This is a genomic window from Mesorhizobium sp. M1D.F.Ca.ET.231.01.1.1 (assembly GCF_003999155.2).
GTDB lineage: Bacteria > Pseudomonadota > Alphaproteobacteria > Rhizobiales > Rhizobiaceae > Mesorhizobium.
The window spans coordinates 38,975-65,575 of sequence record NZ_RZOZ02000009.1; the positions used below are offsets into that span (position 1 = coordinate 38,975).

Below are 26,601 nucleotides of genomic sequence, written 5' to 3' on the forward strand. Positions count from 1 at the left end.
AACCCATCGATCACCGCGACGTCATCGCCTCGCTGAGCAATGCGGAGCGCAGCCGGCTGACCGGCAAGTCGGACTGGCCGGGCCTCCTCCAGTTCGCCCTCCATCTCGGCGCCATCGTCGGTCTCGGCGCGCTAATCGCGGCCAAGGTGCCGTTCTGGCCTCTCCTGATGCTGCCGCAGGGGATATTGATCGTGTTCCTGTTCACGCTGCTGCATGAGACCGTGCACAGGACGGCGTTCGAGACGCAGTGGCTGAACGATGCCGTCGCGCGGCTCTGCAGCCTGGCGATCGCGCTGCCCGCCGACTGGTTCCGCTATTTTCACTTCGCCCATCACCGCTTCACCCAGGATCCGCAGAACGATCCGGAATTGGCCTTCCCGAAACCGGAGACCTTGCGGCAGTACATTGTCCACGTCTCGGGCCTGCCGGTATGGTGGGGGCATTTCAAGACCCTCTATACCAATGCCGGCGGCCGCTGCCGCGACAGCTATGTGCCGCCGAAGGGTTTGCCGAAAGTGCAGGCCGAGGCGCGGGCGATGATCGCCTTCTATGTCATGGTCCTCGGGCTAGCCGTCTGGTTCAAGGCAAGCGTGCTGCTCTACGTCTGGATCGTGCCGGCGCTGCTCGGGCAGCCCTTCCTCAGGCTTTACCTGCTGGCCGAACATGGCCGCTGCCCCTTCGTTGCCAACATGCTGGAAAACACCAGGACGACGCTGACCAACTGGTTCGTGCGCAAGCTCGCCTGGAACATGCCTTACCATGCCGAGCACCACGCCTATCCCGGCGTGCCATTCCACCAATTGCCGGCGTTCCATCGGCTGATCGAGCGCCATCTCAAGGTGGTCGAGCCCGGCTATGTGAGCTTCCACGAGAGATACATCGAGACTCTGCGCTGACGGGCTACAGAAATCTCCGCCGTCAGCCGGACCGGCGCAGCTGCGCCTGCGAACGCAGCAGCCGGGTCATCTCCGAGGCCTTGGCCGGCACGCCGATCAGATAGCCTTGCGCCTCGCCGCAGCCGGCCTTGCGCAGCATGTCCAGCTGTTCCTCGGTCTCGACGCCTTCGGCGGTGACGGTGATGCCGAGCTCCGCTCCAAGGCCGATCACGGTGCGCACGATCGCCGCGGTCTCGCGCCTGTCGAGGTCGCGGATGAACGAGCGGTCGATCTTGATCTTGTCGACCGGGAAACGCCGCAGATAGCCGAGCGAGGAATAGCCGGTGCCGAAATCGTCGAGCGCGATGCGGATGCCGAGCCCGCGCAAATGGCCGAGCGTCCTCAGCACCGTATCGCTCTCATCCATCATCACCGTTTCGGTGATTTCGAGTTCCAGCCGGCTGGCTGGCAGGCCGGAAAAGGCAAGCGCCGAGACGACGCTGCGGGCGAAACCGCCGCTCTTGATCTGGGCAGCCGAGACGTTGACCGCCATGCGCATCTCCTGCGGCCAGCCCACCGCCACGCCGCAGGCCTTGCGCAGCGCCCAGTCGCCGAGTTGCACGATCAGGCCTGTCTCCTCGGCCGCCGCGATGAAATCCTCCGGCGATACCCGCCCGCGCGACGGCGAGCGCCAGCGCATCAGCGCTTCGGCGCCGACGATGTCGCCCGAAGCGATGTCGAGGATCGGCTGGTAGTCCAGTTCGAACTCGCGCCTGGGGAGCGCGGCTTCGAGATCGGCCTCGAGCGCCCGGCGCTCCCGCACCATGGCGTCCATGCCCGGCTCGAAGAAACGGTAGATGTTGCGGCCTTCGCTCTTGCCCCGGTAGAGCGCCATGTCGGCATTGGTGAGCAGCGTGTCGGCATCCTGCCCGTCTGCGGGATAGAGCGCGATGCCGAGGCTGACGCCGACATGCATCTCCCGGCCCTTGTCGCGATAAGGCCTGCCGATCACCTCGATAATGCGCTTGGCAAGCTTTTCGGCATCGGCGGTGCCTTTGATATTGGACTGGATGATGGCGAATTCGTCGCCGCCGAATCGCGCCACCACGTCCTTGTCGCTGCGCAGGCAGCGCCGCAGGCGCTCGGCCACACATTTCAGCAGCCAGTCGCCTGCCGGATGCCCGAACGTGTCGTTGACGGCCTTGAAGCGATCGAGGTCGAGCGAGAAGATCGCCAGCGGCGCGATCTTGGCCTCGCTCAGCGCCTGGTCGAGCCGCTCGCGGAACATCGAACGGTTGGGCAGGTTGGTCAGCGTGTCGTGATGCGCAAGATGCGTCATGCGCTCCTCGGCGCGGCGACGCTCGGTGACATCGTCGAAGGTCACCACCCAGCCGCCGCCCATCGGCTGGCGCACGACGAGCAAGGTCCTGCCGTCGGAAAGATAGCGGTAAGTCGAATGCATCTTCCCCGCCTGCAGGCAGGCTTCGGTCTTGGCGACTTCGCTGGCGACGTCGAGCTTGGTATAGATGCCGAGCTCCAGCAGCCGTTCGAGCGCGTCGCGATGCGTCGTTCCGAACGGGAAGTCCGCCGCGGTGACGTTGTAGAGTTCCAGAAAACGCTGATTGCGCACGATCATCTTGCCGTCGGCGTCGTACATCAGCAGGCCTTGAGACATGTTGGCCAAAGCGGCGTCGAAGCGGCGGTGCTGCTCCTTCAGCTCCTCTTCGGCGCGCCGCTGCACGGTCACGTCCTCGTAGATCGACACCCAGCCGCCGGAGGCCAGCGGCCGGTGCGAGATGACGATGATGCGCCCGTCCGCCAGCGTCTCTTCATAGGTCGAGGGCTTCGCGCCGTCGATGTAAGGCTTGCGAGCGGCATAAAGCTTCTCGGCGCTTTGCGAGGCGACTCCGATATCGACGCTGTGCTGCAGGATGTCGAAGAAAGGGATGCCGGGCTTCACCACCTTGGCGTCGAGGCGGAACAGGTCGATGTAGTTTCGGTTGCAGATGATCATCCGCTCTTCGGCGTCGAACATGCACAGCCCATGCGACATGTTCTCGACGGCCGCCGAAAAGCGCTCGTTCTGCGCGCGCAGTTCCTCAGCTATTCGTCGAGCCGGACCAATACGGGTTGCTTTCCGCCTGCCTGCGGCCGAACCAGCCTTGACATGAGCGACGGGCATGAGCGCGCCTGCTGACCGTGACTGAACGCACTACTGTCGTGGCCGCCGGTTAATTTAGCGTTCTTTCACTTGACGGAATTGACAGCAGGAAGACCTGGCGTTTGGCTTCTGGCGCATTCAGTCGCCAGAAAATGAACATGCACCACCGAGTCTTAGAATGCTTGCTGGATCAGTCTTCAGTGTTGGCGCAAGGCTCGTCGCCGCGAAATCCGGTAGACCGCCGCAGGTGGGACGTTCAGCATCGTACGACCAATGTGTGTTGCTTGAAGACCCAATCCCTCGAGGATCGGTCGCGCGACAGGGCATCGCGGGCCGTAGGTGAATTGATAGAATGCTCCGTCCGGTTTCAGGTGCGCAAATGCACCGTCCAGGATCGCAATCACCTTCTGATCAGGCATGCTTAGCAGTGGCAGGCCGCTTATGACTGCGCCGACCGGCGTGCCGCTCGGCAGTTCGATCTCCCCAACTTCGGAGGCGTCCATTCGAAGCACGCGCACCCGAGGAAATCGCGATTTCAGGTGCGTTGCGAAGTTCGCGCCATATTCAACCAAGGTGAGGTCTTCCGGCCGCACGCCGCGCTCAAGCAGTTTAGCTGTGAAGACGCCGGTGCCCGGTCCCAGTTCGATTACTTGTCCTATCCCCGGCGTAATGTCCTGCGTAATGATCCTCGCCAGCGCGTTGCCGGACGGCGCGATCGCCGCCACACGGAGGGGCGCGGTCATCCAGGACCGAAAGAACATCCAGAAATCGCCTTGCATCGTTCTCCTCGAAAGAAGGCCAGTGAGCATTCGACGGGGATTTGGATAGCGCTTGGGACGGGTGCGTCGCAGTAACGGAGGGCGCCAACGAACTTGCGGAGAACGCCAATGGCGTAACGCATTTCAGGATTGCGAGCGGACCTGCGAAACGCCGCTGGTCAGCCTTCGCTATTGCAGGAAGCTGCCTGAAGCCGCCGGCTTGAAGCCATCGAAATTGAGTTCCCGCCAACGATTGGGGGTCGTGCCCTCCCACTCCCGGAACGCACGATAGAAGGAACTCGCATCCTGGTAACCGAGCAGGCAGGCGACTTCGTCGATATCGGCAGAAGGATCCGACAAGAGTTGCCGGCCGAGTTCCTTTCGCGCGCTGACGAGAAGCTCGCGGAAGCTCGCTCCTTCTTCCGTTATCCGCCGCTGCAGCGTGCGTTCGCTCATCCCAAGCTCGCACGCGACGCCGGAAAGCTCTGGCCTTCCGCTCGCCAGGCTTCTCTTAAGAACGACCTTGACTTGTTCGCTGGTCGAGCTTTGCGCGTTGAGTTCACCGAGCGCGGCCGCAAGGGCGGGCGTGAGAATGTCGAGAAGCTCGGGGTTGTGACCTGGAAACGGCCGATCGAGGTCGGCGGACCGCAGGACGAGCAGGTCGCGCGGTGCTGCGTAGCGGACCGGACATCCGAAATAGTCCCGGTGCACGTCGCTCTTCGGATCGGCACGCGCGAATTCGACGCGGCGAGGAGTAAGATGCTGTCCCGTCCCCCGCCGGCCGAGTTCGAGGAGAAAGGCAAAGGCGACATCGGTGGCAATCGCGGGTGCCGGCTCGGTGGCGTAAGGCCATTCGCAGCTTATTGTGCATTCGCCGTTCTCCTCGGCGACATTGAGATGCTCGGGTGTGCAGAGCCGCTTGAAGCGCGCAATCCGGGCGATGCCGTCACGGTAGTCGCGCGCGTGAAAGGCGGCGAGAGTCGACGGTGGATGGATCGCGGTGTCGGCGGCTTGGACCAGCTTTATGCCTGGAGCCGGTTCAGCGGACAGCTCTTCGAGAGCCTTCCAGAGAGCGAAATACTGAACGGTCGTGACAAAGGCGTATTCGTTGAGATGAAGGGCGGCGGGAAGCCGGGCCTGCCGCAACACGGCGCGCGGAGGTAGGCCGATACCCTCCACGGCTCGCCAGAATGCGCGTGGCACCTTGCATTTGTCGCCCGGAACTCCGCTCATGCAGGTTTCCCTCGCTGTCCTTGCACGGCCCGTTGAAGAGCTTCCAGGCTTGCTTTTGCGCCGTTCACCGCATCTGGCTGAGGATAAGCCGGTCGAACATCCGATCGCCCAACCACTTCCTGACGCCGATCATCATTTTTGCATATTTGCCGGCGGCGTAGCGCGTCCGCGGTCTAGCCGAACGCACGGCCGTCGAGACCACATCGGCGATGACGCGGGGATGGCTGCCAAGTCCATGGCCGTAGCTCGCTCTCGTCGTCTTCGCCACCACCTGGGCCACCTTTGCATAGGCGCTGGTACTGGATCGTTTCAGAAGCCCGTCCGCGACGACATCGCCGAATCCGGTCTCGATCAGGCCGGGCTCGACGACCACGACTTTGATGCCGAAGGGAGCGAGCTCGAGCCGGAGGCTGTCCGACCAGCCTTCAAGCGCGTGCTTCGTCGCGTGATACCACGCGCCGAGCAGGGTGTAGATCTTGCCGCCCATCGAGGTGATGTTGACGATCGTGCCCGCTTTCTTCCTGCGCATCGCCGGCAGCAGGAGCTGCGTCAGCCGGGCCGGGCCGAAAACGTTCACCTCGAACTGATAACGCGCTTCGTCGATGTCGATATCCTCAACCGGCCCGTAGAGCCCGAAACCCGCATTGTTGACGAGGACATCGACCCCGTCGACCTCGGCGAGGATGCTGGCGACGGCCGCCTCGATCTCTTCGTTCTTGGAAATATCCATGCACAGCGGGCGCGCGCCGAGCGCCGCCAGATCTTCCATTTTCTCCATCTGGCGCGCGGCCACATAGACTTGTAAGCCGTCCTGAATCAGGCGCTTTGCGATTTCCTTGCCCATGCCGGACGATGCGCCGGTCACGAGGGCTGTCTTTTTCTGTCTGTCAAACATGATTGCCTCTCATCTGCTTGACCAGAATCTAAAATCGGGCGCCCGCAATTTCATTGACGAAACACGCCATGAGAGTAGCAGATTACGCCAAAACTTGCCGCTCTTCATGCTCAATCCAAGGGCGGACAGATGGTTGAATAGCTGCTGCGATTGGTTCGATTGCCGATAGATTTTAGGCCGCGGCTCATCTCGGCGGCGAGCTACCGGTGCGGTGACGGTCGCATATCAAGTAAGCGTTTTTTGCGCAGTGGAATTGATCGCACGGAAAGCCTGTCGTTCAGCCTCAAGCGTCGCGAAACGCTTCAGAAATGCCGTCTGCGCCCAGGTCACCGAGCGCGGCGTGAAGTCGAAGCGGTCGGCCGAAAATCCGCGCGGCCGGCCGAAATATTCGGTCGCTTCAGCCGTCGAGAAGCCCGCGAGCAGCGTCGCCTCGTAATAGGCGGCGATCTGGTCGGCGCGCTTGATGTCCTTGCGCAAGGTCGCGCCGAGCTCGGCCGGCAGCGAGAAGCGCAGATGGATGGCGCGCTGCAGCCTGAGCTCGCAGTCCTTGTAGGAACCGCCCATCACCGATTTGAACGGCGAGATCATGTCGCCGATGACATATTCGGGCGCGTCGTGCAGCAGCGCGGCGAGCCGCGCCTCGGCGGAAGCGGCCGGCGCAAGCTCGCCATAAAGTGACTCGACCAGCAGCGAATGCTGCGCCACCGAAAAGGCGTGATCGCCGCTGGTCTGACCGTTCCAGCGGGCGACGCGGGCGAGCCCGTGCGCGATGTCGGCAATCTCGATGTCGAGCGGCGAGGGGTCGAGCAGGTCGAGCCGGCGCCCCGACAGCATGCGTTGCCAGGCGCGCGGCGGCGCTCCGGCCCTGTCGGCCGCCATCAGGCTTCCTCCGCGCTGACGGCATCCTGCGGGAAGGAGAACTTGGCCCAGGCGGGAATCGCGAGCGTCACCGGGACGTTTCCGGCCATGATCGCATCGCCCGCATCAAGCGCCGCCTTGACGCGGTCGATGCGGGCGATGGCGAGGCCGCGTCCGCCGCTTACCGAGCCAAGAGTGCCGACAGGCCGGCCATTGACGGTCACCTCCGTGCCGGTCGCGGGTAGCGCGCCGGCGGCAGCGGCGATCAGCACGCGGCGGCGCGCGGTGCCGCGGTGCTGCATGCGCGAGACCACTTCCTGGCCGACATAGCAGCCCTTCTTGAAGCCGACGCCGCCGGTCTCGCCGAGCAGAACGTCGTGCGGGAAGGCGTCGCCGAGCGCGTAGTCGCTGCCGCTCTCGGCAATGCCGTTGGCGATGCGCAGGGCCAGCCATGCGTCGAGGTCGCCGCCCTCCGCCGAACCACCGTGGACGCGTCTGACCGCCACGTCGCGGAAACGGGCGTCGACGAGCGATGTTGAATCAGCCCCGATTGAATCAAGATATGAAGCGGTTGAATCATCGCCCCATGCGGTCGTGACAAGCACCTGATCCTGCTTGGCAATCTCGGCCTTTGCCCGCAACCGGTAGAGCATCAGCCGGCGTACGAAATCGTCGGCAATGTCGGCCCGGCACTCCAGCCGGAAGCCGTCCTCACCGGCGCGCGAGACCAGAAAATCGAACAGGATCTTGCCTTGCGGCGAAAGCAGCGCGCCCGGCTTTGCCTCGCCCGAGCCGAGCGCATCGAGATCGGTGGTGAGGATGTTTTGCAGGAAATGCTCGGCATCCGGGCCTGACACGGAAATGAGCGCGCGGTCTTTCAGCAGGGCAAAGGGCATGAGCGGCCTGATCTTGCAAAACGTTCGGTCATTACGTAAGCCGGCCACACTCCCCCCGCAAGAGATTGGACCTGTCCATGGCAACCACCTTCGATCTCATCCTGACAGGTGGCACGGTTGTCAACCATGACGGCGAAGGCCGGCGCGACGTTGGCGTGAAGGCCGGACGCATTGCCGCCATCGGCGATCTCGGCCAGGCATCGGCCGGCGAGACCGTCGACTGCAAGGGCCTGCACATCCTGCCCGGCGTCGTCGACAGCCAAGTGCATTTCCGTGAGCCGGGGCTGGAGCACAAGGAAGATCTGGAGACCGGCTCCCGCGCCGCCGTGCTGGGCGGCGTCACCGCCGTCTTCGAGATGCCCAACACCAATCCGCTGACCACCAGCGCGGCCGCCCTTGCCGACAAGGTGCGGCGCGCCACGAACCGCATGCATTGCGACTTCGCCTTCTGGGTCGGCGGCACGCGCGACAATGCCGGCGATGCCGGCGAGTTGGAGCGGCTGCCGGGCGCTGCCGGCATAAAAGTGTTCATGGGCTCGTCCACCGGCGACCTGCTGGTCGAGGATGACGAAGGCGTCGCTTCCATCCTGCGCAACACGCGCCGACGCGCCGCCTTCCATTCTGAGGACGAATTCCGCCTGCGCGAGCGGCTTGGGCTCCGCGTCGAGGGCGATCCCTCGTCCCATCCGGTCTGGCGCGACGAGATCGCGGCACTGCGCTGCACCGAGCGCCTGGTGCGCATCGCAAGGCAGGCGCGCGCCCGCATCCACGTGCTGCACATCTCGACGGCCGAGGAAATCCTCTTCCTTGAGCAGCACAAGGATGTCGCCACCTGCGAGGCGACGCCGCATCATCTGACGCTCTCGGCCGACGACTATGCGCGGCTCGGCACGCTGATCCAGATGAACCCGCCGGTGCGGGCGGCGCAACACCGCGACGGCGTCTGGCACGGCATCGCGCAAGGCATCGTCGACGTGCTGGGCTCCGATCATGCGCCGCACACGCTCGCCGATAAGGCAAAGCCCTATCCGGCCTCGCCGTCAGGCATGACCGGCGTGCAGACGCTGGTGCCGATCATGCTCGATCACGTCAATGCCGGCCGGCTCACCCTGCAGCGTTTCGTCGACCTCTCCAGCCACGGCCCACAGCGCATTTTCGGCATGGCGCGGAAGGGCCGCATCGCCGCCGGCTACGACGCCGATTTCACCGTCGTGGACATGAAGCGCCGCGAGACCATCACCAATGCGCAGGCGGGTTCGAAGGCCGGCTGGACGCCCTATGACGGCAAGCCGGTCACCGGCTGGCCGGTTGGCACCATCGTGCGAGGCACGCGCGTCATGTGGGAGGGCGAAATCGTCACGCCCGGCCAGGGCAGGGCGGTGGAGTTTTCCGAGGCGCTGCCGGCCTAGCTAGAGCAATTCCAGGGAACGTGTGAGACGGTTTTCCGTCCGCGATTGCGCCAAAACAACAGCCTTCAATCCCCGGCGACGAAGAACAGCCACTGGCCGGTCGGGGTTATGCCGACGCGGTAGAAGATGTAGGCGCCGAACTGCTTCATGTCGTCATAGTCGCTGGCGGTGACCAGCTTGAACAGCTCGACCCGTTGCCTGGGGTCGAGCTTGTCGAGCGGTAGCGCGAAGAAATACGGCCAGACATAGAGTTCCTGCGGCGTGCCGGTGTCGACATGGACATAGCCGGCGCTGAGCACCTCTTCCAGAATGGCGAGGATCTCCTGGCCGTCGCCGTCGCCCGAGAGCCCCTTGAGGAAAGTGACCGGGTCGCCGTCGATGTCGCCGAGCGACAACTGCGTCATGGATTCGCCCGAGCCGATCAGAGGCCGAAGTTTCTCGATGTCGCCGCTCTTGCAGGCCTCGATGATCAGGCCGTGCATGCGCTTGACCGGTTCGGGAAGCTTGTCGAGGTCGTAGACGACCGGTGGCGGCGGCGCATCTGGATCGGAGCGCGGGCTGGTGACGCCGCCGCTGCCGGCTGGCGCCTCGGGCTCGCTCTTGTCCGTGTCGTCGGCCGGCTGGCCGGTGTCGGAGGGTTTGGTGCCGGGCGGGACCGGCATCGGCACGGTGGTTCCCGGAGCGGTGTCGTTATCGGCAGGCGGCGTGACCGGCGAGGGCAGGTCCCCGCGCTGGATCTCGCTCAGCGCGTAGGATGGCGTGCTGGCGAGGCAGATCGCCAGCGGAACGGCGCAGCAGGAAGCGGCAATCCAGATGCGGAGGATCAGCCCGCTTGGGCGGCCTACCAACGAAAATCTCACCCCTTGCCTCTCCATGGTTTCCGGGCTCGCTCGGTCCGGACAGCGCTTTTGAGCTGTTAAGGCACCCAGGCATGATGCAGAAATGGCGCGTCGCCGTCAAAAGGCACAAAAGCGGGCGGGCTAGTGTTTCAGCCGCTCCGGCTCGAGGGCGCCGGAAAGTACCTTTTCCCGCATGCGGTCGAGCAGGGCCAGCGCGGAGGTCTCGCCATTGGCGCGCAGCATCTCGCCGAAAGCGGTCTCGAGGGCGGCTTCGGCGATGATTTCGGGCTCGATGCCGGCCGACAAGCCTTCAGCCCAGGCTTCGCTGTGGCTTTCGACGGCGGTCAGGCGCTTTTCTTCCCTGACCAATGCGTCGATGTCGCTGACACCATGTTCCATTGCGATGTCCACCTTCTTCAAGCGGCGATCCGGCGATGGATCGGGCTTGACCTGTCCGTTCTCCGCAGCCTTCAATAAGCCATTGTAAATACGCCATTTTTACGGTCGCAATTTACATTTCGAGCAAGGCTGCGCTCAATCCGTCCCGAGCTTAGCCGATTAGGCCGGCTTGCGGCATCAAAACCTTCAGTTTGAGTTAATTCCGCATTCGTGCGCTAACGTTTCATTAACATTGTTGCACAAGCGCAACACCATGATTGCACCAAGGCGCAGCCTGACACAATAAGCCAGCTCACATTGGCGGTGATTATTGTGGAATGTGTGCATAACGCGGCAGTCGCGACCGTTGTCGCCCGTCAATTCCCATAGCGGGAAGCGATGTCGCGCGACAGCGTCTCGCCTTCCTTCATGTAGCGGGCAATGGCCTCGGTGGCCGAGGGCGTGCACCGCGTGTAGGCGCCGCTGAAGGAGCGGTAGCCGCGGTTGAAGGAGGCGATGAAGCGGGCGCGCCGGTCGGGATCGGGGTTTTCCGATTCGAGCAGCTTTTCCATCTCGACCCGCCACTGGTCGCCTTTCTCGCCGCACAGATTGCGCAGGAAATGCAGCGAGCCCAGCACCTCGGCGAGCCGCATCAGCCCTGGCTCGAACGGCGCCTCGGCGGCCGGCGCCGGCAACACCGTGACCGCCATGCTGACGGCGAGGCACGCGGCGAGGAGAGGCGAGGCACGGGTCATCAGGGCCTTGGCGTGAGAGAGCTAAGGCTTTGTGACGAAACATTTTGTCGCCTGCAAGGCGATTTATGAGAGTTGCCGCCCGTTGCCTTGCGCAGACCCTAGCAATTCCTCGGCCACCTCGAGCACATCGCCCGCCAGCGGCATCTCCGCCATTTCCGCAAGCGTATAGAAGGCCGCCGTCTCGGCATCGTCGCTGGCCATCGGCTCGCCGCCGGCATAGGCCGCGCCGAACACCGTCAGCAGATAGTCGACGGCGTGGTTCTCGCTGCTCCCGTCGATATGGATGGCGCGCAGCGGGCGGTAGTCCTTGGCCTCGAGCCCGGTTTCCTCCTCGAGCTCACGCGCCGCCGCTTCTTCCAGCGTCTCGCCCGGCTCCACCTTGCCGCCCGGATAGGCGTAGAGCCCTTGCGAGGGCGCGCGCGCCCGCTTGACCAGCAGCACCGACCTGCCGCGCACGACCGCGACGGAGACGGCGGGAATTGTCCTGCGTGGTTCCATGCGTTTCTGCAGCCTGTTGTGGACCGACTGGCCGGATCCAGCTTTAGCGGTTGCGGCGTGGCTGTTCTATCGCCAGTTTCACGGGAACTCAAATCGACGAGCCGAATTCATGTGCGGACGCTTTGCCCTGACCGCCACACCGGTCCAGATCGCCGCCTATCTCGGCCTGGCGGAGCTGGAGGCGTTTCCGCCCCGCTACAACATCGCCCCCACACAGCCCGTGTTGATGATCCTTGCCGGTCCGCCGCGCGCGCCGGGCTCCAACCTGCCGGACCGTCAGGAGATGCTGGTGCGCTGGGGCCTGATCCCGGCCTGGGTCAAGGATACCAGGGAATTTCCGCTGCTCTTCAACGCCCGCTCGGAGGGCGTGCTGGAAAAGGCCTCGTTCAAGACCGCCATGCGCCATCGCCGCGCTCTTGTGCCGGCCTCCGGCTTCTATGAATGGCAGCAGTCCGGCGGCGCCAAGGGCCAGCCCTACTGGATCCGGCCGAAGCGCGGCGGCGTGATCGCCTTCGCCGGGCTGATCGAGACCTACGCCGAGCCGGGCGGCTCCGAAATGGATACCGGCGCTATCCTGACGACGCGCGCCGGCGCCGGCATCGCTCATATCCACGACCGAATGCCGGTGGTGATCGAGGAGCGCGACTTCGCCCGCTGGCTGGATTGCCGCACGCAGGAGCCGCGCGACGTGCTCGATCTCCTCAAGCCCGCAGAGCCCGATTTCTTCGAGGCCATTCCGGTTTCCGACCTTGTCAACAAGGTCGCCAACACCGGGCCGGAGATTCAGGAGCGGGGCATCGTCGGGCCAGAACCCGAGAAGGTCAGGCGCCAGAAACCCGGCGCGGACGAAAACCAGATGACCCTGTTTTAGCGAGGCGCGCTCTTGTCGTCGGCCTCAATTCCAGGGCGCGTATCGGCGCCCTCATCGCCGGCTGTTGCGCCGGTCGTGCCGTTTTCAGGCGGCGCGCGGCGAAACGATCTTCTGCGCCGGCTTCTTCTTCTTCGCGGTATGCAGAAGGGCTGCGACGATGGCCGCCGGGCCGATCGCGCGGTAGTGCTTGGTGAGCGGCTGTTGCGGCGGTCGGCTCTGTTCCTGCTTGCTTCGTGACATTGTTCTCTTCCCTGGTAACGTTTTCGTGTCCCGCGTTTGCCGGTCGATTCGGACCAAATCGTGACACCCGGCCGGTCTAGCCGGCGAATGTTTCATCACTGTGCCGACATGTTTAATAAAATGTTTCGCCCCGTCTTTACCTGTGATCCAACGATATCTTTCCCGAGTTGAGCGGCTTGACGGCAACACTTGGTGGCGCGATAAAGCCGCCCATGAAAACGTCTTTCGCCATTTGTGGCATTTGCATTATTGGCTAGCCTCGCGCTGGTCCGGACGTTTTCGCCTTATCTTCCCCCAGATTGGACAAACGCCCCGGCCAGCAGGCTGGAGTCCGCTTTGCGCTTCGGCGCAAGGTGGGTTTGCGAGTAACCAACCGGGAAGGCACGCATGTCTGACGCATCGAAGGGCCTCAGCTTCTACAACACGCTAACGCGGGCGAAGGAGCGTTTCGTTCCGATCGATCCGCAAAATGTGCGCATGTATGTCTGTGGTCCGACCGTCTACGACTTCGCCCATATCGGCAACGCCAGGCCGGCGATCGTCTTCGACGTGCTGTTCCGTTTGCTGCGCCAACTCTACGGCGAAAGCCACGTCACGTATGTGCGCAACATCACGGACGTCGACGACAAGATCAACGCCAGGGCGCTTCGCGATTTCGGCGCGGAGATCGAAGCCGGAAAACTCTCGCTCAACGATGCGATCCGCAAGGTCACCGAAAAGACCGCCGACCAGTATCACAAGGACGTCGCTGCGCTCGGCTGCCTGGAGCCGACTTTCGAGCCGCGCGCCACCGAATTCGTTGCGCCGCGCGCGGACGGCAAGGCCGACATGCTGTCGCTGATCCGGCAGTTGATCGAGCGCGGCCACGCCTATGCCGCCGGCGGCGAGGTACTGTTCGACACCGCCTCGATGCCGGACTATGGCGAGCTCTCTAAACGCAATCTCGACGAGCAGCAGGCCGGCGCCCGCATCGCCGTCGACGAGCATAAGAAGAACGCCGGCGATTTCGTATTATGGAAACTCTCGAGCCCGGAAGAACCGGGCTGGGAGAGCCCGTGGGGCAGGGGCCGGCCTGGCTGGCACATCGAATGCTCGGCGATGTCGGCCGCCTATCTCGGCGAGGTCTTCGACATCCATGGCGGCGGCCTCGACCTGATCTTCCCGCACCACGAGAACGAGATCGCGCAGTCGCGCTGCGCCCACGGCACCAAGGTCATGGCCAATGTGTGGATGCACAATGGCTTCCTGCAGGTCGAGGGCCAGAAGATGTCGAAGAGCCTCGGCAATTTCTATTCCATCCACGAGCTCTTGGAGACCAACACCTTCGGCGGCCGCAGCTGGCCGGGCGAGGTGCTGAGGCTGGCGATGCTGATGACGCATTACCGCGAGCCGATCGACTTCTCCGTGCGCAAGCTGGAGGAGGCGGAAAACACGCTGCGCAAATGGAAGCGCGCGGCGGACCTTGCGCCGGAGGCGGCGAAGGATCTGCCGGCCGTTGTGGTGGAAGCACTGGCCGACGACCTCGCCACCTACGCCGCCTTCCAGCGGCTGACGCAGCTTGCCGGCGAGGCGATCGAGTTCAGCGGCGCCGGTGACAATGCTGCCGCCGCTTCGCTGAAGGCCGCGCTTGCCTTCCTCGGCTTCGACGTCGGCGCTGCCAAGGTGGACGAAGCGGCGATCGCCAAGGCGATCGCGAAGCGCCTGGAACTGATCGCGGCGAAGAACTGGGCCGAGGCCGACCGCATCCGTGAGGAGCTTCTGGCGCAAGGCGTGCAACTGAAGGACGGCAAGGATCCGGTTAGCGGCCAGCGTGTGACGACCTGGGAGATAAAGCGGTGAGGGTGGGCGCTCGCAATGTAAACTTGGAGAGCATGGCGCGAGGCAACCCCCTCTGTCCTGCCGGACATCTCCCCCTCAAGGGGGGAGATTGGATGTCGCCTTGGCTTTCGCCAATCGCCGACGTTGACGATTGGGCGCCGTCGGCGAAGCTGCTGATCTCCCCCCTTGAGGGGGAGATGCCCGGCAGGGCAGGGAGGGGGGCCTCGCGATGACCCATCATCGGGTATCTCCAGCCAACCGCGGCAATGCGCGCAAGATGCGCAAGGCAATGACCGATGCCGAGCTGAAGCTATGGAACGAGATACGCGCGCATAGGCTCATGGGCCTATCTTTTCGACGCCAAATGCCCATAGCAGGCTACATCGTCAACTTTGCTTGTCCCGCCAAGAAGCTGATTATCGAGCTGGATGGTTCCCAGCTTGCTTCGCCTGAAGTCGAAGTATCCGATGCCACGCGAACTGCGAAGCTCGAAGCGCTCGGCTGGACCATCCTGCGCTTCTGGAATGATGACGTCATCCGCGATATCGACAATGTCTGCCAGTACATGATTGCGGCCGGCCTGGCCGGCGCCGGTGTGCCTGAGCAAGCAATGGAGGAGCTCGTTCCATGATCGACCATCTCGGCATCACCGTTTCCGATTTCGATGCATCGAAAGCTTTCTACGACAAGGCGATGGCGCCGCTGGGCGCCTCGTTGCTCTACATGGTGCCGCAGGAATATACCGGCGGCGCCAAGGTCGGCGGTTATGGCCGCGACCGGCCGGTGTTCTGGGTGAGCGGCGGCAAGGAGAAGCCGAGAGACCGCCAGCACGTCGCCTTCACCGCGCGCAGCCGCGCCGAGGTCGAAGCCTTCCATGCCGCGGCGCTTGCCGCCGGCGGCAGAGACAATGGCGGGCCCGGCCTGCGCCCGCATTATCACCCCAACTACTACGGCGCCTTCGTCTTCGATCCCGACGGCAACAATGTTGAGGCGGTCTGCCATGACCCGGAGTGAGCCCATTAATCGGACCATGAATCGGCCCATGACTGGGAGTGAGCCATGAGCCTCGACAACCGGCCGGTCTACACGGGCGGCTGCCAGTGCGGAGCGGTGCGCTTCCGCGTCGAGGGCACGCTCGGCGATGCCTCGGTCTGCCATTGCCGCATGTGCCAGAAGGCGAGCGGCAATTTCTATCTGCCGCTGGTTTCGGTGCGTGGCGCCAGGCTCGACTGGACGCGCGGCGAGCCGAAGCGCTTCCGCTCGTCCAGCGCCGCATGGCGCGGCTTCTGCGCCGAATGCGGCACGCCGCTGACCTTCGAGGCGCCGGACGGCGTGGCGCTGGCGATCGCCGCCTTCGACGATCCGACCGGCATCGCGCCGACGATCCAATGGGGCGTCGAGGCGAAGCTGCCCTATGTCGACGGCATTCCAAAGCTGCCGTCCGAGGCCACGATGGCCGATATTTCGTCCGCGCCCTATCTCGCCGAGCTCGTCTCCTACCAGCATCCCGACCACGATACCGACCAATGGCCGCCGGAGGAAAGACCATGACCGACCAGGTTCGAACAGGCGGCTGCCAGTGCGGCGCCGTGCGCTTCCGCATCAGGGGCAAGCTTGGCCGCCCGTCCATCTGCCACTGCCGCATGTGCCAAAAGCAATTCGGGAATTTCTTCGGCGCGCTGGTGACGGTGCCGAAGGACGGCGTCGAATGGACGCATGAGGAGCCGAGTTATTTCCAGTCCTCGGTCAACATCGATCGCGGTTTCTGCCGCCGCTGCGGCACGCCGCTGACCTACCGCCAGCCGGGCGCGCTGGAGATCGCCATCGGCGCCTTCGACGACCGCTCGGACCTCGCGCCGCAGATCCAGGTCAACTACGCAGTTCGCTTGCCTTGGGTGGAGAAGATCTTCGAGGCGCCGATCCACGACGACCCCGACTACTATCGAAGGCAGGAGCAGATCATCTCCTTCCAGCATCCCGACCACGAGACGGCCAACTGGCCGCAGCAGGGCCTGAAACTATGACCATCCACGCCAGTTCCTTGCGTAGCCTCTATCCGGAGATCGAGCCGTTCGAGACCGGCATGCTCGATGTCGGCGACGGCCATACCGTTTATTGGGAGCGCTGCGGCACCAAGGGCGCCAAGCCCGCCGTGTTCCTGCATGGCGGCCCGGGCGGCACGATCTCGCCGAAACACCGTCGGCTGTTCGACCCGAAACTCTACGACGTCATCCTGTTCGACCAGCGCGGCTGCGGGAAGTCCACGCCCAACGCTTCGCTCGAAGCCAACACGACATGGCATCTGGTCGCCGACATCGAGCGGCTGCGCGAGATGGCGGGCTTCGACAAATGGCTGGTGTTCGGCGGCTCGTGGGGCTCGACGCTGGCGCTTGCCTATTCCGAGACGCATCCGGAGCGCGTCAGCGAGCTCGTCGTGCGCGGCATCTACACGCTCACTCGCGCCGAGCTGGAATGGTACTATCAGTTCGGCGTCTCGGAGATGTTCCCCGACAAGTGGGAGCGGTTTCTCGCGCCGATTCCGGAGGCCGAGCGCGGCGACATGATGGCCGCCTACCGCAAGCGGCTGGTGGGCACGGACCGCAAGGCTCAAGTCGAGGCCGCCCTTGCCTGGAGTCTCTGGGAAGGCGAGACGATCACGCTCTTGCCGGAGCCTGAAACCAGCACGCCCTTCGGCCAGGACGACTATGCGGTGGCGTTTGCCCGCATCGAGAACCATTATTTCGTCCATGCCGGCTGGCTGGAGGAAGGTCAGCTGCTGCGCGACGCCTGGAAGCTGAAGGACATCCCTGGCACCATCGTCCACGGCCGCTACGACATGCCGTGCCCGGCACGCTATGCCTGGGCGCTGCACAAGGCCTGGCCCAAGGCCGATTTCCACCTGATCGAGGGCGCCGGCCATGCCTATTCGGAGCCCGGGATTCTGGATCGGCTGATCCGCTCGACGGATGGGTTTGCGGGGAAATAGTGATGCACGTTCGTGCTCCACGGTGAAGGAGCGCGGCATTTCGAGCTACTGTCATGACAAAGCAACGCCTCTACCTCTTCGACACCACGCTTCGCGACGGCCAGCAGACGCCGGGCATCGACTTTTCCGTCGAGGACAAGATCGCGATCGCCAAGCTGCTCGACGAGTTCGGCGTCGACTATGTCGAGGGCGGCTATCCCGGCGCCAATCCGACCGACACCGCCTTCTTCCAGAACAAGCGCACCGCAAGGGCCAGCTTCGTCGCCTTCGGCATGACCAAGCGGGCAGGGGTCTCCGCCTCCAATGACCCGGGGCTTGCGGCCCTTGTGCAGTCGAAGTCCGACGCCATCTGCTTCGTCGCCAAGAGCTGGGACTATCATGTGCGCGTCGCGCTCGGCTGCACCAACGAGGAGAACCTGGAGTCGATCAAGACCTCGGTCGAGACTGCGGTGGCCGCCGGCAAGGAGGCGATGGTCGACTGCGAGCACTTCTTCGACGGCTTCAAGGCTAATCCGGACTATGCGCTGGCCTGCGCCAGGACCGCCTATGACGCTGGCGCGCGGTGGGTGGTGCTGTGCGACACCAATGGCGGCACGCAGCCTTCGGAAGTGCGTGCCATCGTCGAGAAGGTCATCGCCGGCGGCATCCCGGGCGACCATCTCGGGATCCATGCGCATGACGACACCGGCCAGGCGGTGGCGAATTCACTCGCCGCCGTCGAGGCCGGCGCGCGCCAGGTCCAGGGCACGCTGAACGGCATCGGCGAGCGCTGCGGCAACGCCAATCTGATCTCGATCGTGCCTACGCTTTCGCTGAAGCCTGCCTTCGCCGATCGCTTCGAGACCGGCATTTCGGCCGAGGCGCTGACCGGAATCTCGCGGCTCTCCCGCGCCTTCGACGAACTCTTGAACCGCGCGCCGGAAGCCCAGGCGCCCTATGTCGGCTCCTCGGCGTTTGCCACCAAGGCCGGCATCCATGCCTCGGCTTTAGCCAAGGAGCCGGCGACCTATGAGCATGTGCCGCCGGAGGCCGTCGGCAATCGCCGCCGCGTCATGGTCTCCGACCAGGGCGGCAAGGCGAATTTCCTCGCCGAATTGAAGCGGCGCGGCATCGAGGTGCCGAGGGACGATCACCGGCTCGACGCGCTGATCGCCGTGGTCAAGGAACGCGAGGCCGAAGGCTACGCCTATGAGGGCGCCGACGCGTCTTTCGAGCTCCTGGCGCGCAAGATGCTGCACGGCCTGCCGGAGTTCTTCAACGTCACCTCGTTCCGCTGCATGGTCGAGCGCCGCTTCGATGCCAACGGCAATCTGAAGACGGTGTCCGAGGCGATCGTGAAGGTGATGGTCGACGGCGAGGAGAAGATGTCGGTGGCCGAAGGTCACGGCCCGGTCAACGCGCTTGACATCGCGCTGCGCAAGGATCTCGGCAAGTACCAGAGCGAGATCGTCGATCTCGAGCTCGCCGACTTCAAGGTCCGTATCCTCAACGGCGGCACCGAGGCCATCACCCGCGTTCTGGTCGAATCGCACGACTCCACCGGTGCCCGTTGGTGGACGGTCGGGGTCTCGGAAAACATCATCGACGCCTCTTTCCAGGCGCTGATGGATTCGATCGTCTACAAGCTGATGAAGAACCGCGAGATGGCGGGGCTGGTGGCGGCGGAGTAGGCGCGTGGGATTCTCGATCAGCTGGCTTGGCTTCCGGGGCTACGGGATCAAGGAAGCCGCGGCCTTGTTCGGCAGGGAAGTCGGCGGCTCATCGGAGGATTTCGATGCCCCGGTTAATGCTTATCGCAGCGACACGAACTGGGCGATCATCATCCTCGGCTACTGCAGCTTTCCCAATCCCCCAGACAGCTATTTGTCTGCGTTTTCGCAAGGCAGGGAAATGGTCGTCGTGCACATAGAAGAACATAGGATGTTTGCTCACGCCGAGCTCTGGAGCTCCGGAAAGAATATCTGGAGGGTTTGGCACAGCGGCGACGAGAACGTCATGGACTTGCACACCACGGGCGATCTTCCGGCCTCCTTTGAAACCCTGAGCCAGCAAGCGTTTTCAAAGCGGGACAAGGAAAGTGATGTCGATTATGTCTTCGACATTCCTCTCGATCTGGCGGCGGAGTTGACGGGCTTCAGGCATGATGAGGGAGCACCCGACAGGGTCTTCTTCGAGCTTGTCGAAAAACCCGCTCAGCGATGAGCATGCATCGCTGTTGAGGCGCCTGGGAGCAAGGTCAACCGCTTGAACCATCACCAAAAGTCGATTGATCCATCATAATTTTGTGATGGTCTTGGACGATGCGCTGGGCCATAGCGTTGGGCCATGGTCACCGCAACAGCCGATCTCGATCAAGACGCCAGGGCCCGCCGAGGGTTCCTCTTGGCGCTGGGCGCCTATTTCCTGTGGGGGCTCTTGCCCTTCTACATGAAGGCGGTGGCGCATCTGCCGCTCGCCGAGGTGATCGCCAACCGCGTCGTCTGGTCGGTGCCGATCGCAGCTTGCGTGCTGGTCTGGGCCGGCCGCACGGCCGATTTCAAGGCGGCGATCCGCTCGCCCCGTAGCATCGCCATGGCGGCGCTGACGGCGGTGCTGATCTCGGTCAACTGGGGCATCTATGTCTGGGCGATCTCGGTCGGCCGCACCGTCGAGACGGCACTGGGCTACTACATCAATCCGCTCGTGGTTATCGTCGTCGGGGCGGTGTTGCTCGGCGAGCGGCTCGACCGCTTGCAGATTGTCGCGGTGGCGCTGGCCGCGATCGCTGTGACGGTGCTCACCGTCGAGGCCGGCAAGCTGCCCTGGGTGTCGCTGGCGCTCGCCTTCTCCTTCGCCGCCTACGGCTTCTTCCGCAAGACGCTGCCGATCGGCCCGAGCCAGGGCTTTCTGCTCGAAGTGCTTTTACTCTCGGTGCCGGCGCTCTGCTACATCGCCTACCTGGTCGCCACCGGCCAGGACCATTTCGTCTCCAGCACCGCCACGGACACCGCGCTGCTGATCGGCTGCGGCCCGATCACCGCGGTGCCGCTGCTGCTCTTTGCCTTCGGCGCCAGGTTGCTGCGCCTCTCCACCATCGGCATCATGCAGTATATCGCGCCGACCATGGTGTTCCTGATCGCCGTACTGATCTTCGACGAGCCGTTCGGCACCACCCAGGCGATCGCCTTCGCGCTGATCTGGACGGCGCTGGCCATGTACAGCTGGTCGATGTTCAAGGGCCGCGAGGTCCGGCAGCCGGCATCCTCGACAAGGTAAGCAAGAAGGGTGAGACGGTTTTCCGTCCGCATTATACGGGAAGGGGTGCCTGATGTACGTTCTGCACATTGGCAACAAGAACTATTCGTCCTGGTCGCTGCGGCCGTGGGTGCTGATGCGCACCCTCGGCATTCCCTTCGAGGAGCGGCTGACGCCGTTCCCGGCCGGACCGAGTTTCAGCCTCTTCCGGTCGTTCTCGCCGAACGGCCGCGTGCCCTGCCTGGTCGACGACGGCTGGGCGGTCTGGGATTCGCTCGCCATCGTCGAGTATCTGGCAGAGCGCCATCAGGGCGTCTGGCCGGCCGACGCAAAAGCGCGCGCCTGGTCGCGTTCGGCCGCCGCCGAGATGCATTCCAGCTTCACGGCGCTGCGCAATGACTGCCCGATGAGCTGCGGCGTGCGCGTCGAGCCGGCGCCGATGTCCGATGCGCTGAAGCACGATCTCTTCCGCCTCGGCGGTTTGTGGACCGATGGCCTCGCCCGTTTCGGCGGACCGTTCCTGACCGGCGACCGCTTCACAGCAGTCGATGCCTTCTTTGCCCCGGTGGCGTTCCGGACGCAGTCCTATGGCTTGACGTTCGAGGCCGCCGCCGCTGCCTATCCGAAACGCTTGCTCGATCTCCCGGCCATGCGCGAATGGTACGAGGCCGGCCTCGCCGAGACATGGCGCGAGCCCGGCCATGAGGCGGAAGTCCACGCCGCCGGCACTCTCGTCGAGGATCTGCGCGCAGGCGCGTGAAACGCTCTAAGTCTTTGTTTTTACGCAATTCCGGACGGCTCTAAACCCGCCCGAGTCGCCGCACGATCATATAGACGACGCCGGCGATCGCGATCGATATCGCCGTCACCACCCAGAAACCCAGCGGCGTGTCGACCAGCGGCAACCCGCCGACATTCATGCCGAACAGGCCCGAGATGATGGTCATCGGCAACAGCACCGCCGTCATCACGGAGAGGATGTAGAGCAGCTGGTTCGATTGTTCGGTCAGCTTCGCCATCAGCTCGTCCTGCAGGAGCCGTGTGCGCGCCTGCAACTGCTCGCCGTCGTGATGCAGCGTGTGCGCCCGGTGCGAGAGGCGCGTGGCCATGTCGTTGATCGGGTCCGGCAGGTCGTCACGATGCGAATGGTCGAGATGGCGGAAGAGGTTGGTGAGCGTCGCCATCTGGCGGTGGATGATCACCAGATGCCGGCGCGCGTCGACCAGCGCCTGCCGCTCGCTGTGCCATGCGTCGCAGACGATGCGATCCTCGATGCCGTCCAGCGTGCCGCCCATCTTGTCGAGCTCGCCAGCCATGCCGTCGAGCGACTGGCCCATCACCGCCTCGATCAATTCGGCCGGCGAGCGGAATTTGCGCGCGCCGCTCTCGACCAGCTTGCGGATCTTGTCGACCGATTCCAGCGGCTGCTTGCGGGCGCCGACCAGCATCGTCTCGTTGAAGGCGAAGCGGAAATGGGTGAGCCCGCGCGCCTCGGCGAAGTCGTGCCTAAGGTCGGGCAGATCGCCGTAGAGGAAGCCGTCCTCGAAATCGATGTGGCAGCCGTGGCTGGGAGACAGGAAGGCTTCGCGCACCAGCGTCGGCAGCGCCTGCTCGGCGCCGATCTCCTTGCGCGCGCGCATGTCCGTGATCTGATAGCTGCGCCACGTCCAGCACGCCTCGGCCGCATCCTTGGTGCGCAAGCCCTCGGCGGTGAAATGATAGATGAAGAACAGGCCGTGCTCGTCCGGCAAATAGGGCGACAGGTCGGTGCCTTCGTTGGGAACAGCGATGTTCATGGCGGCTTCGCCGGCTCTTGATGCGGAAGGGGTCGCGGTGGCGGCCAGGCGCCGTTTCTAACATGAGCGATCTCGCCGCGTGTGACAGTTCGATGACGGCCGGACGCAGACCCGGCCGCCGCGTCTTCGCGGCCAGAAAGGCAATTGTGGAGGCGTTTCGCTTACCCGGCTGCCAGCCATTTGCGGGACTGGGCGAAGGTCCTGAAGGATTTCGCGTCCATCGGACGGCCGAAGGCATATCCCTGCAGGATGTCGCAGCCAAGCTCCTTCAGGATGCGAGCATGTTCCATCGTCTCGACGCCTTCGGCGACGACCTCTATGCCGAGCGACTTGCCGATCTCGATGATCGAGGATACCAGCCGGCGCTGCGCCCCGGAGCCGATGATCGGCGTGACAAGCTGGCGGTCGATCTTGAGGCGGCGTGGCTGCAGCTTGAGCAGGCTTACGACGGAAGCATAGCCCGTGCCGAAATCGTCGATCTCGATGTCGATCCCGAGCTCCTTGATATGTTCGATATTCCAGGCGACGAGATCGTCGTTCTCATCGAGGAAGATGGACTCCACCAGCTCGAACGATACGGTTCCTTGCTTGATCGCGAGCTTGCGCAGACCGTTGATGAGATCCTTGTCCTCCAGGCGCCTCGCGGAGACATTGACCGACACGCGCGGGATGGTGAGCCCGTCAGTCGACCAGCGCTCGAAATTCTCCAGCGCCTGCTCCAGGACCGTGCGGTCGATCAGCGACACGACGTTCAGTTCCTCGGCCACATTGAGGAAGATGTCGGGGGCGAGGATGCCGCGCCGCGGATGCCGCCACCGCGACAGCGCCTCGACGCCGACGATCTCCAGCGTCTTGGCGTCGAACTGCGGCTGGTAATAAGCGACGAACTCGTTGCGCTCCAGCCCGCCGAGTATCTCGTCGGCGGTCTGCTTGGTCCGGACGATCTCGCTCTGGAACTCCTCGTTGAAGAATTCGTAGCGGTTGCGGCCGCGGCTCTTTGCGCGATAGAGCGCGAGATCGGCGTTGATGAGCAGTTGCTTCGCGTCGACGCCGCTATTGGCTGCAATGCCGATTGTGACCCCGAACCTGCATTGGTGACCTTGGTAGTCGACGGGCTGGCGCATCTCCTCGATGATACGGTCGGCAAGCGCCGCGAGTTCGTCGTCGTCACGCCCGTGGCTCACGACCACGAATTCGTCGCCGCCGATACGCGCCACGAAGTCGGATGTCTCGGCCATGGCCTTGATGACCTTGGAGGCATGCATCAGCATGGCGTCGCCCGCCGCGTGGCCGAGCGTGTCGTTGATGTGCTTGAAGCGGTCGAGGTCGAGATGCAGCAGCGCCGTCCGGCCGTCGACTGTGCCGCCTTCGGCGAGCATCTCGTCGAGATAGCGGCGATTGGGCAGGCTGGTTAGCGAATCATGCAGCGCGACGTGTTCGATGCGCGCCTTCGCCGCTTCCAGCTCGGCATTCTTCGATTCCGACAGCTGGCGTTCCCGCATCAGGTTCTCGTTGAGGAGCACGTCGCTGGTCACATCCCATTCGGCGCCGACCATCTTGGGCGTGCCACCGATATCCTGCAGGAAGGTTGCTCGCGCGCGCGCATGACGGGTCGTGCCGTCGGGCAACAGAAGCCGGTACTGCGAGGAATAGCGGCCCTTGGTCGCGGCGGCGGTGTCGAAATCACGTCTCGCCCGTTCAAGATCGTCGGGGTGGATGGTTCGTTCCCAATCGTGATAGGCGCGCGTCTCGCCGTCCGCCGGTTTGCCGTAGATCTCGTTGACGCGATCGTCCCATACCAGCTGGTTGGTGGAGAGGTCATGCTCCCACACGCCGATGCCGGAAGCGTCGAGCGCAAGCTCCAGCCGCTGCGAAAGCCGCCTGAGTTCGGCGTAGTTCTTCTGCCTTTCGCCGAAAAGCCAGCCGGCGACCAGGATAGGCAGCACCACCAGAGTGCCGGCCAACGCCATCGTCGCCAGCAGGACGGCCTCGTTCTCTGGCGTGGTCGGCCACCCCCCCTTGGGCACCGCCGATATCTGCCAGGAACCTACCGGCAATCGCACCTCGGCCGTCACCGGATTGGCGTTGACGATGTTTTCGCCGCCGAAGAAGCGCTCGCCGCCGCCACCCAGCGCATCCTTGCCGATGAGCGCTACGTCGATGTCGAGACTGGGATCGGTGAGACCGCTCGCGGCATAAAGGCGATCGACGTCGATCACCGCAGAGACTATGCCCCAGAAGCGGTCGCCGCCGCCCGCCGTCGGCACGAAGATCGGAATCCGGCCGATAAAGCCGCGGCCGCCCTGGGCGAGGTTGACGGGACCGGCGAGGATCAGCGCGCGTCGGTCGCGCGCGCGAAGCGCCGCCATGCGTTGCGCCTCGTTTTTGCGGTAGTCAAGCCCTACCGCCTTCTCGTTGCCTTTCATGGGGTACATCAGCGAGATGACGAGATCGGGCGCGCCGGCAATGTTGTGCAACTGCGAATTCTGCTTGAGCAGATTGGCGGCCAGCGAGGCAAATCTCTGCTGCCCCATATAAGGCTCGGTTACGATGGTCGAGGCGAGGCCCTGCACCAACTGGAGATTGCCGTTTATGTTGCCTTCCAGCTTGGCGCGGACGACGTTGACTTTGGCCAGCACGTCCGCGCGGGTCAATTGATCCGCCACTCTCCTGTTCTGCTGGTCGACGAATATGGCACAGATCAGAAGCACGACGGCAGCGATCGCCGCCGGCAAGTTGGCGGAAGAGAAAACGGCCTGGCTGACTCGGCCGAGATTGAGACCCTTGCTGGTCAAATCGACCCGATAACCTTTCCTGGACAATGGTCCATCGGTCGACGCTAATGGAAAGTGCTTAAATTATAACTTCCGCGTCGGGCCGAAGTTTCAGCATCTGCACTCGGGTTTTCCGCATTCTGGCCAGCAAACTGAAGCCTTGCCTAACGGCGGCTTGGCTGCTGCCAAGGCTGCGTTCTTTCAGCTTTTCAAAAAATTCTGCGTCCGTCCGGGAATAAAGCCCGTGCCTTCCGGGTCTTGCTGTGTAGCGAGGCCATCCTCCCAAGGCAGCAAACCAATGAACTTCCGTCCGCAACTCGCAGCCACTCATGGCCACTAGAGGAGACTTCTGATGTTCAACATCACACGCCGCATGGTGCTCGGATCCGCGGCGGCAGCCGCCGCCTTCGGCATTGCCGGCAAGCTGGAATTCGCGTCCGCGGCTCACGCCCACACCCCGGTCGAGCCGCCGATCGGCTTCCATAAATACAAGGTGGGCTCGCTCGAGGTCACCGCCGTCTATGACGGCATTTGGCGCAAGCCGCACGACCCGGCCTTCATCAAGGACGTTTCCGTCGACGACACCAAGGCGGCACTCGCCAAGGCGGGGCTCACCACCGAGTTCATGCCGATCCCGCTCACCGTCGTGGTGCTCAAGATGAACGGCCGCACCATCATGATGGATGCCGGCTCCGGCGTCGGCCAGTGGCAGGCCAACGCCACGCATCTGCCGGCAAACATGAAGGCCGCCGGCATCGACTACAAGGCGATCGACACCATCATGATCTCGCATTTCCACCCCGACCATGTCTGGGGCCTGATGGAGAAGGGCACCAACGCGCCGGTGTTTCCGAATGCGGAGCTGATCGTCAATGCCACCGAATACAATTGGTGGACCGACCCCAGCCGGCTTGCCAAGCTGCCCGAAGGCCGCAAGCCGGCCGGCAAGCGCATCGCCGAAAACTTCCCGAAGTGGAAGAACTGGAAGCCGGTCGAGGACGGCATGGAAGTGGTGCCCGGCATCCGCATCATGGCGGCGCCCGGCCACACGCCCGGCCATTCCGTCTACCATGTCGATGCCGGCTCCGAGCAGTTCCTCGTCTCGGCCGACACCATGTACGTGCCGGCGCTGCTCGCGCCGCATCCCGAATGGCAGGGCGCCTACGACCAGGACGGGCCGATGGCGATCGCCACGCGGCACAAGATCGTCGACCAGGTGATCGCCGACAATGTCCGCATCTGCGGCTCGCACTTCCCGTTCCCGGGCACCGGCAGCTTCGTCAAGGACGGCAACGCCTACGCCTTCACCCCAACCCAGATCTGAATC

General features: G+C 63.9%; 27 protein-coding genes. 14 read left to right on the forward strand and 13 right to left on the reverse strand.

Annotation, left to right across the window (positions count from 1 at the left end; genetic code table 11):
• The first annotated feature begins 5 nt into the window (after positions 1 to 5).
• On the forward strand, positions 6 to 896 hold the full coding sequence (locus EN874_RS22330) for a fatty acid desaturase family protein (protein ID WP_127427527.1): 891 nt from the start codon (positions 6 to 8) through the stop codon (positions 894 to 896).
• 22 nt (positions 897 to 918) lie between these two features.
• On the opposite strand, the gene EN874_RS22335 is transcribed toward EN874_RS22330, so the two are convergent.
• The 6 genes from EN874_RS22335 to EN874_RS22360 all read right to left on the reverse strand — a co-directional run bounded on the left by EN874_RS22335 (position 919) and on the right by EN874_RS22360 (position 7,676).
• A complete protein-coding gene (locus tag EN874_RS22335; protein ID WP_127427316.1) occupies positions 919 to 3,057 on the reverse strand; it encodes an EAL domain-containing protein in 2,139 nt (712 codons plus the stop codon).
• A 176-nt stretch (positions 3,058 to 3,233) separates the two neighbouring features.
• Positions 3,234 to 3,815 (reverse strand): methyltransferase domain-containing protein, encoded by a 582-nt coding sequence (locus EN874_RS22340; RefSeq protein ID WP_127427317.1) that lies wholly within the window; start codon positions 3,813 to 3,815, stop codon positions 3,234 to 3,236.
• Between the two features lie 168 nt (positions 3,816 to 3,983).
• On the reverse strand, positions 3,984 to 5,027 hold the full coding sequence (locus tag EN874_RS22345) for an AraC family transcriptional regulator (protein ID WP_127427318.1): 1,044 nt from the start codon (positions 5,025 to 5,027) through the stop codon (positions 3,984 to 3,986).
• A gap of 64 nt (positions 5,028 to 5,091) precedes the next feature.
• Positions 5,092 to 5,922, reverse strand: a complete 831-nt coding sequence (locus tag EN874_RS22350) for an oxidoreductase (RefSeq protein WP_127427319.1) — start codon at positions 5,920 to 5,922, stop codon at positions 5,092 to 5,094.
• A gap of 225 nt (positions 5,923 to 6,147) precedes the next feature.
• Entirely contained in the window at positions 6,148 to 6,801 is a 654-nt protein-coding gene (locus tag EN874_RS22355) for an HD family hydrolase (protein ID WP_127427320.1), read from the reverse strand.
• On the reverse strand, positions 6,801 to 7,676 hold the full coding sequence (locus tag EN874_RS22360) for a folate-binding protein YgfZ (protein ID WP_127427321.1): 876 nt from the start codon (positions 7,674 to 7,676) through the stop codon (positions 6,801 to 6,803). Before EN874_RS22360 ends, EN874_RS22355 begins: the two co-directional genes overlap by 1 nt.
• Before the next feature lie 77 nt (positions 7,677 to 7,753).
• Here EN874_RS22360 and EN874_RS22365 point away from each other — a divergent pair, with 77 nt between their 5' ends.
• Positions 7,754 to 9,085 carry a dihydroorotase gene (locus EN874_RS22365; RefSeq protein ID WP_127427322.1) on the forward strand — a complete coding sequence of 444 codons (1,332 nt, stop codon included), beginning with the start codon at positions 7,754 to 7,756 and terminating at the stop codon, positions 9,083 to 9,085.
• Between the two features lie 65 nt (positions 9,086 to 9,150).
• Here the strand turns inward: EN874_RS22365 and EN874_RS22370 are convergent, their stop codons facing one another.
• From EN874_RS22370 to EN874_RS22385, 4 genes are all read right to left on the reverse strand, one after another.
• On the reverse strand, positions 9,151 to 9,945 hold the full coding sequence (locus EN874_RS22370) for a hypothetical protein (RefSeq protein WP_127427323.1): 795 nt from the start codon (positions 9,943 to 9,945) through the stop codon (positions 9,151 to 9,153).
• A 120-nt stretch (positions 9,946 to 10,065) separates the two neighbouring features.
• On the reverse strand, positions 10,066 to 10,323 hold the full coding sequence (locus EN874_RS22375; RefSeq protein ID WP_127427528.1) for a hypothetical protein: 258 nt from the start codon (positions 10,321 to 10,323) through the stop codon (positions 10,066 to 10,068).
• Positions 10,324 to 10,679: 356 nt separating this feature from the next.
• Positions 10,680 to 11,057 carry a TIGR02301 family protein gene (locus EN874_RS22380; RefSeq protein WP_127427324.1) on the reverse strand — a complete coding sequence of 126 codons (378 nt, stop codon included), beginning with the start codon at positions 11,055 to 11,057 and terminating at the stop codon, positions 10,680 to 10,682.
• Between the two features lie 63 nt (positions 11,058 to 11,120).
• Positions 11,121 to 11,555, reverse strand: a complete 435-nt coding sequence (locus EN874_RS22385; RefSeq protein WP_127427325.1) for an NUDIX domain-containing protein — start codon at positions 11,553 to 11,555, stop codon at positions 11,121 to 11,123.
• A gap of 109 nt (positions 11,556 to 11,664) precedes the next feature.
• On the opposite strand from EN874_RS22385, the gene EN874_RS22390 reads away from it, so the two are divergent.
• The gene (locus tag EN874_RS22390) at positions 11,665 to 12,426 is read left to right on the forward strand and encodes an SOS response-associated peptidase (RefSeq protein ID WP_127427326.1); all 762 of its coding nucleotides are present in this window, start codon (positions 11,665 to 11,667) and stop codon (positions 12,424 to 12,426) included.
• A gap of 84 nt (positions 12,427 to 12,510) precedes the next feature.
• Here EN874_RS22390 and EN874_RS22395 read toward each other — a convergent pair whose 3' ends face one another.
• Positions 12,511 to 12,666: a hypothetical protein gene (locus EN874_RS22395; protein WP_126085021.1), complete on the reverse strand. Its 156-nt coding sequence runs from the start codon at positions 12,664 to 12,666 to the stop codon at positions 12,511 to 12,513.
• Positions 12,667 to 13,053: 387 nt separating this feature from the next.
• On the opposite strand from EN874_RS22395, the gene cysS reads away from it, so the two are divergent.
• The 10 genes from cysS (at position 13,054) to EN874_RS22450 (ending at position 21,464) form a co-directional block, all read left to right on the forward strand.
• On the forward strand, positions 13,054 to 14,505 hold the full coding sequence (gene cysS / locus EN874_RS22400; RefSeq protein ID WP_127427327.1) for a cysteine--tRNA ligase: 1,452 nt from the start codon (positions 13,054 to 13,056) through the stop codon (positions 14,503 to 14,505).
• Between the two features lie 208 nt (positions 14,506 to 14,713).
• On the forward strand, positions 14,714 to 15,115 hold the full coding sequence (locus tag EN874_RS22410; protein ID WP_127427329.1) for a DUF559 domain-containing protein: 402 nt from the start codon (positions 14,714 to 14,716) through the stop codon (positions 15,113 to 15,115).
• Positions 15,112 to 15,498 carry a VOC family protein gene (locus EN874_RS22415; protein ID WP_127427330.1) on the forward strand — a complete coding sequence of 129 codons (387 nt, stop codon included), beginning with the start codon at positions 15,112 to 15,114 and terminating at the stop codon, positions 15,496 to 15,498. Before EN874_RS22410 ends, EN874_RS22415 begins: the two co-directional genes overlap by 4 nt.
• 45 nt (positions 15,499 to 15,543) lie before the next feature.
• Entirely contained in the window at positions 15,544 to 16,035 is a 492-nt protein-coding gene (locus EN874_RS22420) for a GFA family protein (RefSeq protein ID WP_127427331.1), read from the forward strand.
• Positions 16,032 to 16,508: a GFA family protein gene (locus EN874_RS22425; protein ID WP_127427332.1), complete on the forward strand. Its 477-nt coding sequence runs from the start codon at positions 16,032 to 16,034 to the stop codon at positions 16,506 to 16,508. The genes EN874_RS22420 and EN874_RS22425 overlap by 4 nt, the downstream gene beginning before the upstream one ends.
• On the forward strand, positions 16,505 to 17,470 hold the full coding sequence (pip, locus tag EN874_RS22430) for a prolyl aminopeptidase (RefSeq protein ID WP_127427333.1): 966 nt from the start codon (positions 16,505 to 16,507) through the stop codon (positions 17,468 to 17,470). Before EN874_RS22425 ends, pip begins: the two co-directional genes overlap by 4 nt.
• A 53-nt stretch (positions 17,471 to 17,523) precedes the next feature.
• Positions 17,524 to 19,140, forward strand: a complete 1,617-nt coding sequence (cimA, locus tag EN874_RS22435) for a citramalate synthase (protein ID WP_127427334.1) — start codon at positions 17,524 to 17,526, stop codon at positions 19,138 to 19,140.
• A gap of 4 nt (positions 19,141 to 19,144) precedes the next feature.
• Complete coding sequence (locus EN874_RS22440; protein WP_127427335.1) at positions 19,145 to 19,672, forward strand: hypothetical protein; 528 nt, start codon at positions 19,145 to 19,147, stop codon at positions 19,670 to 19,672.
• A 123-nt stretch (positions 19,673 to 19,795) separates the two neighbouring features.
• Positions 19,796 to 20,725, forward strand: a complete 930-nt coding sequence (rarD, locus tag EN874_RS22445; RefSeq protein ID WP_127427336.1) for an EamA family transporter RarD — start codon at positions 19,796 to 19,798, stop codon at positions 20,723 to 20,725.
• 52 nt (positions 20,726 to 20,777) lie between these two features.
• Complete coding sequence (locus EN874_RS22450) at positions 20,778 to 21,464, forward strand: glutathione S-transferase family protein (RefSeq protein WP_127427337.1); 687 nt, start codon at positions 20,778 to 20,780, stop codon at positions 21,462 to 21,464.
• 40 nt (positions 21,465 to 21,504) lie between these two features.
• On the opposite strand, the gene EN874_RS22455 is transcribed toward EN874_RS22450, so the two are convergent.
• Both EN874_RS22455 and EN874_RS22460 read right to left on the reverse strand, forming a co-directional pair.
• Positions 21,505 to 22,500, reverse strand: coding sequence for a transporter (locus EN874_RS22455; protein WP_127427338.1), 996 nt, complete (start codon positions 22,498 to 22,500; stop codon positions 21,505 to 21,507).
• 161 nt (positions 22,501 to 22,661) lie between these two features.
• Positions 22,662 to 25,223 (reverse strand): EAL domain-containing protein, encoded by a 2,562-nt coding sequence (locus EN874_RS22460; RefSeq protein WP_168247568.1) that lies wholly within the window; start codon positions 25,221 to 25,223, stop codon positions 22,662 to 22,664.
• 403 nt (positions 25,224 to 25,626) lie between these two features.
• Between EN874_RS22460 and EN874_RS22465 the strand changes: the two genes are divergently transcribed.
• On the forward strand, positions 25,627 to 26,598 hold the full coding sequence (locus EN874_RS22465) for an MBL fold metallo-hydrolase (RefSeq protein ID WP_127427339.1): 972 nt from the start codon (positions 25,627 to 25,629) through the stop codon (positions 26,596 to 26,598).
• Positions 26,599 to 26,601: the final 3 nt, after the last annotated feature.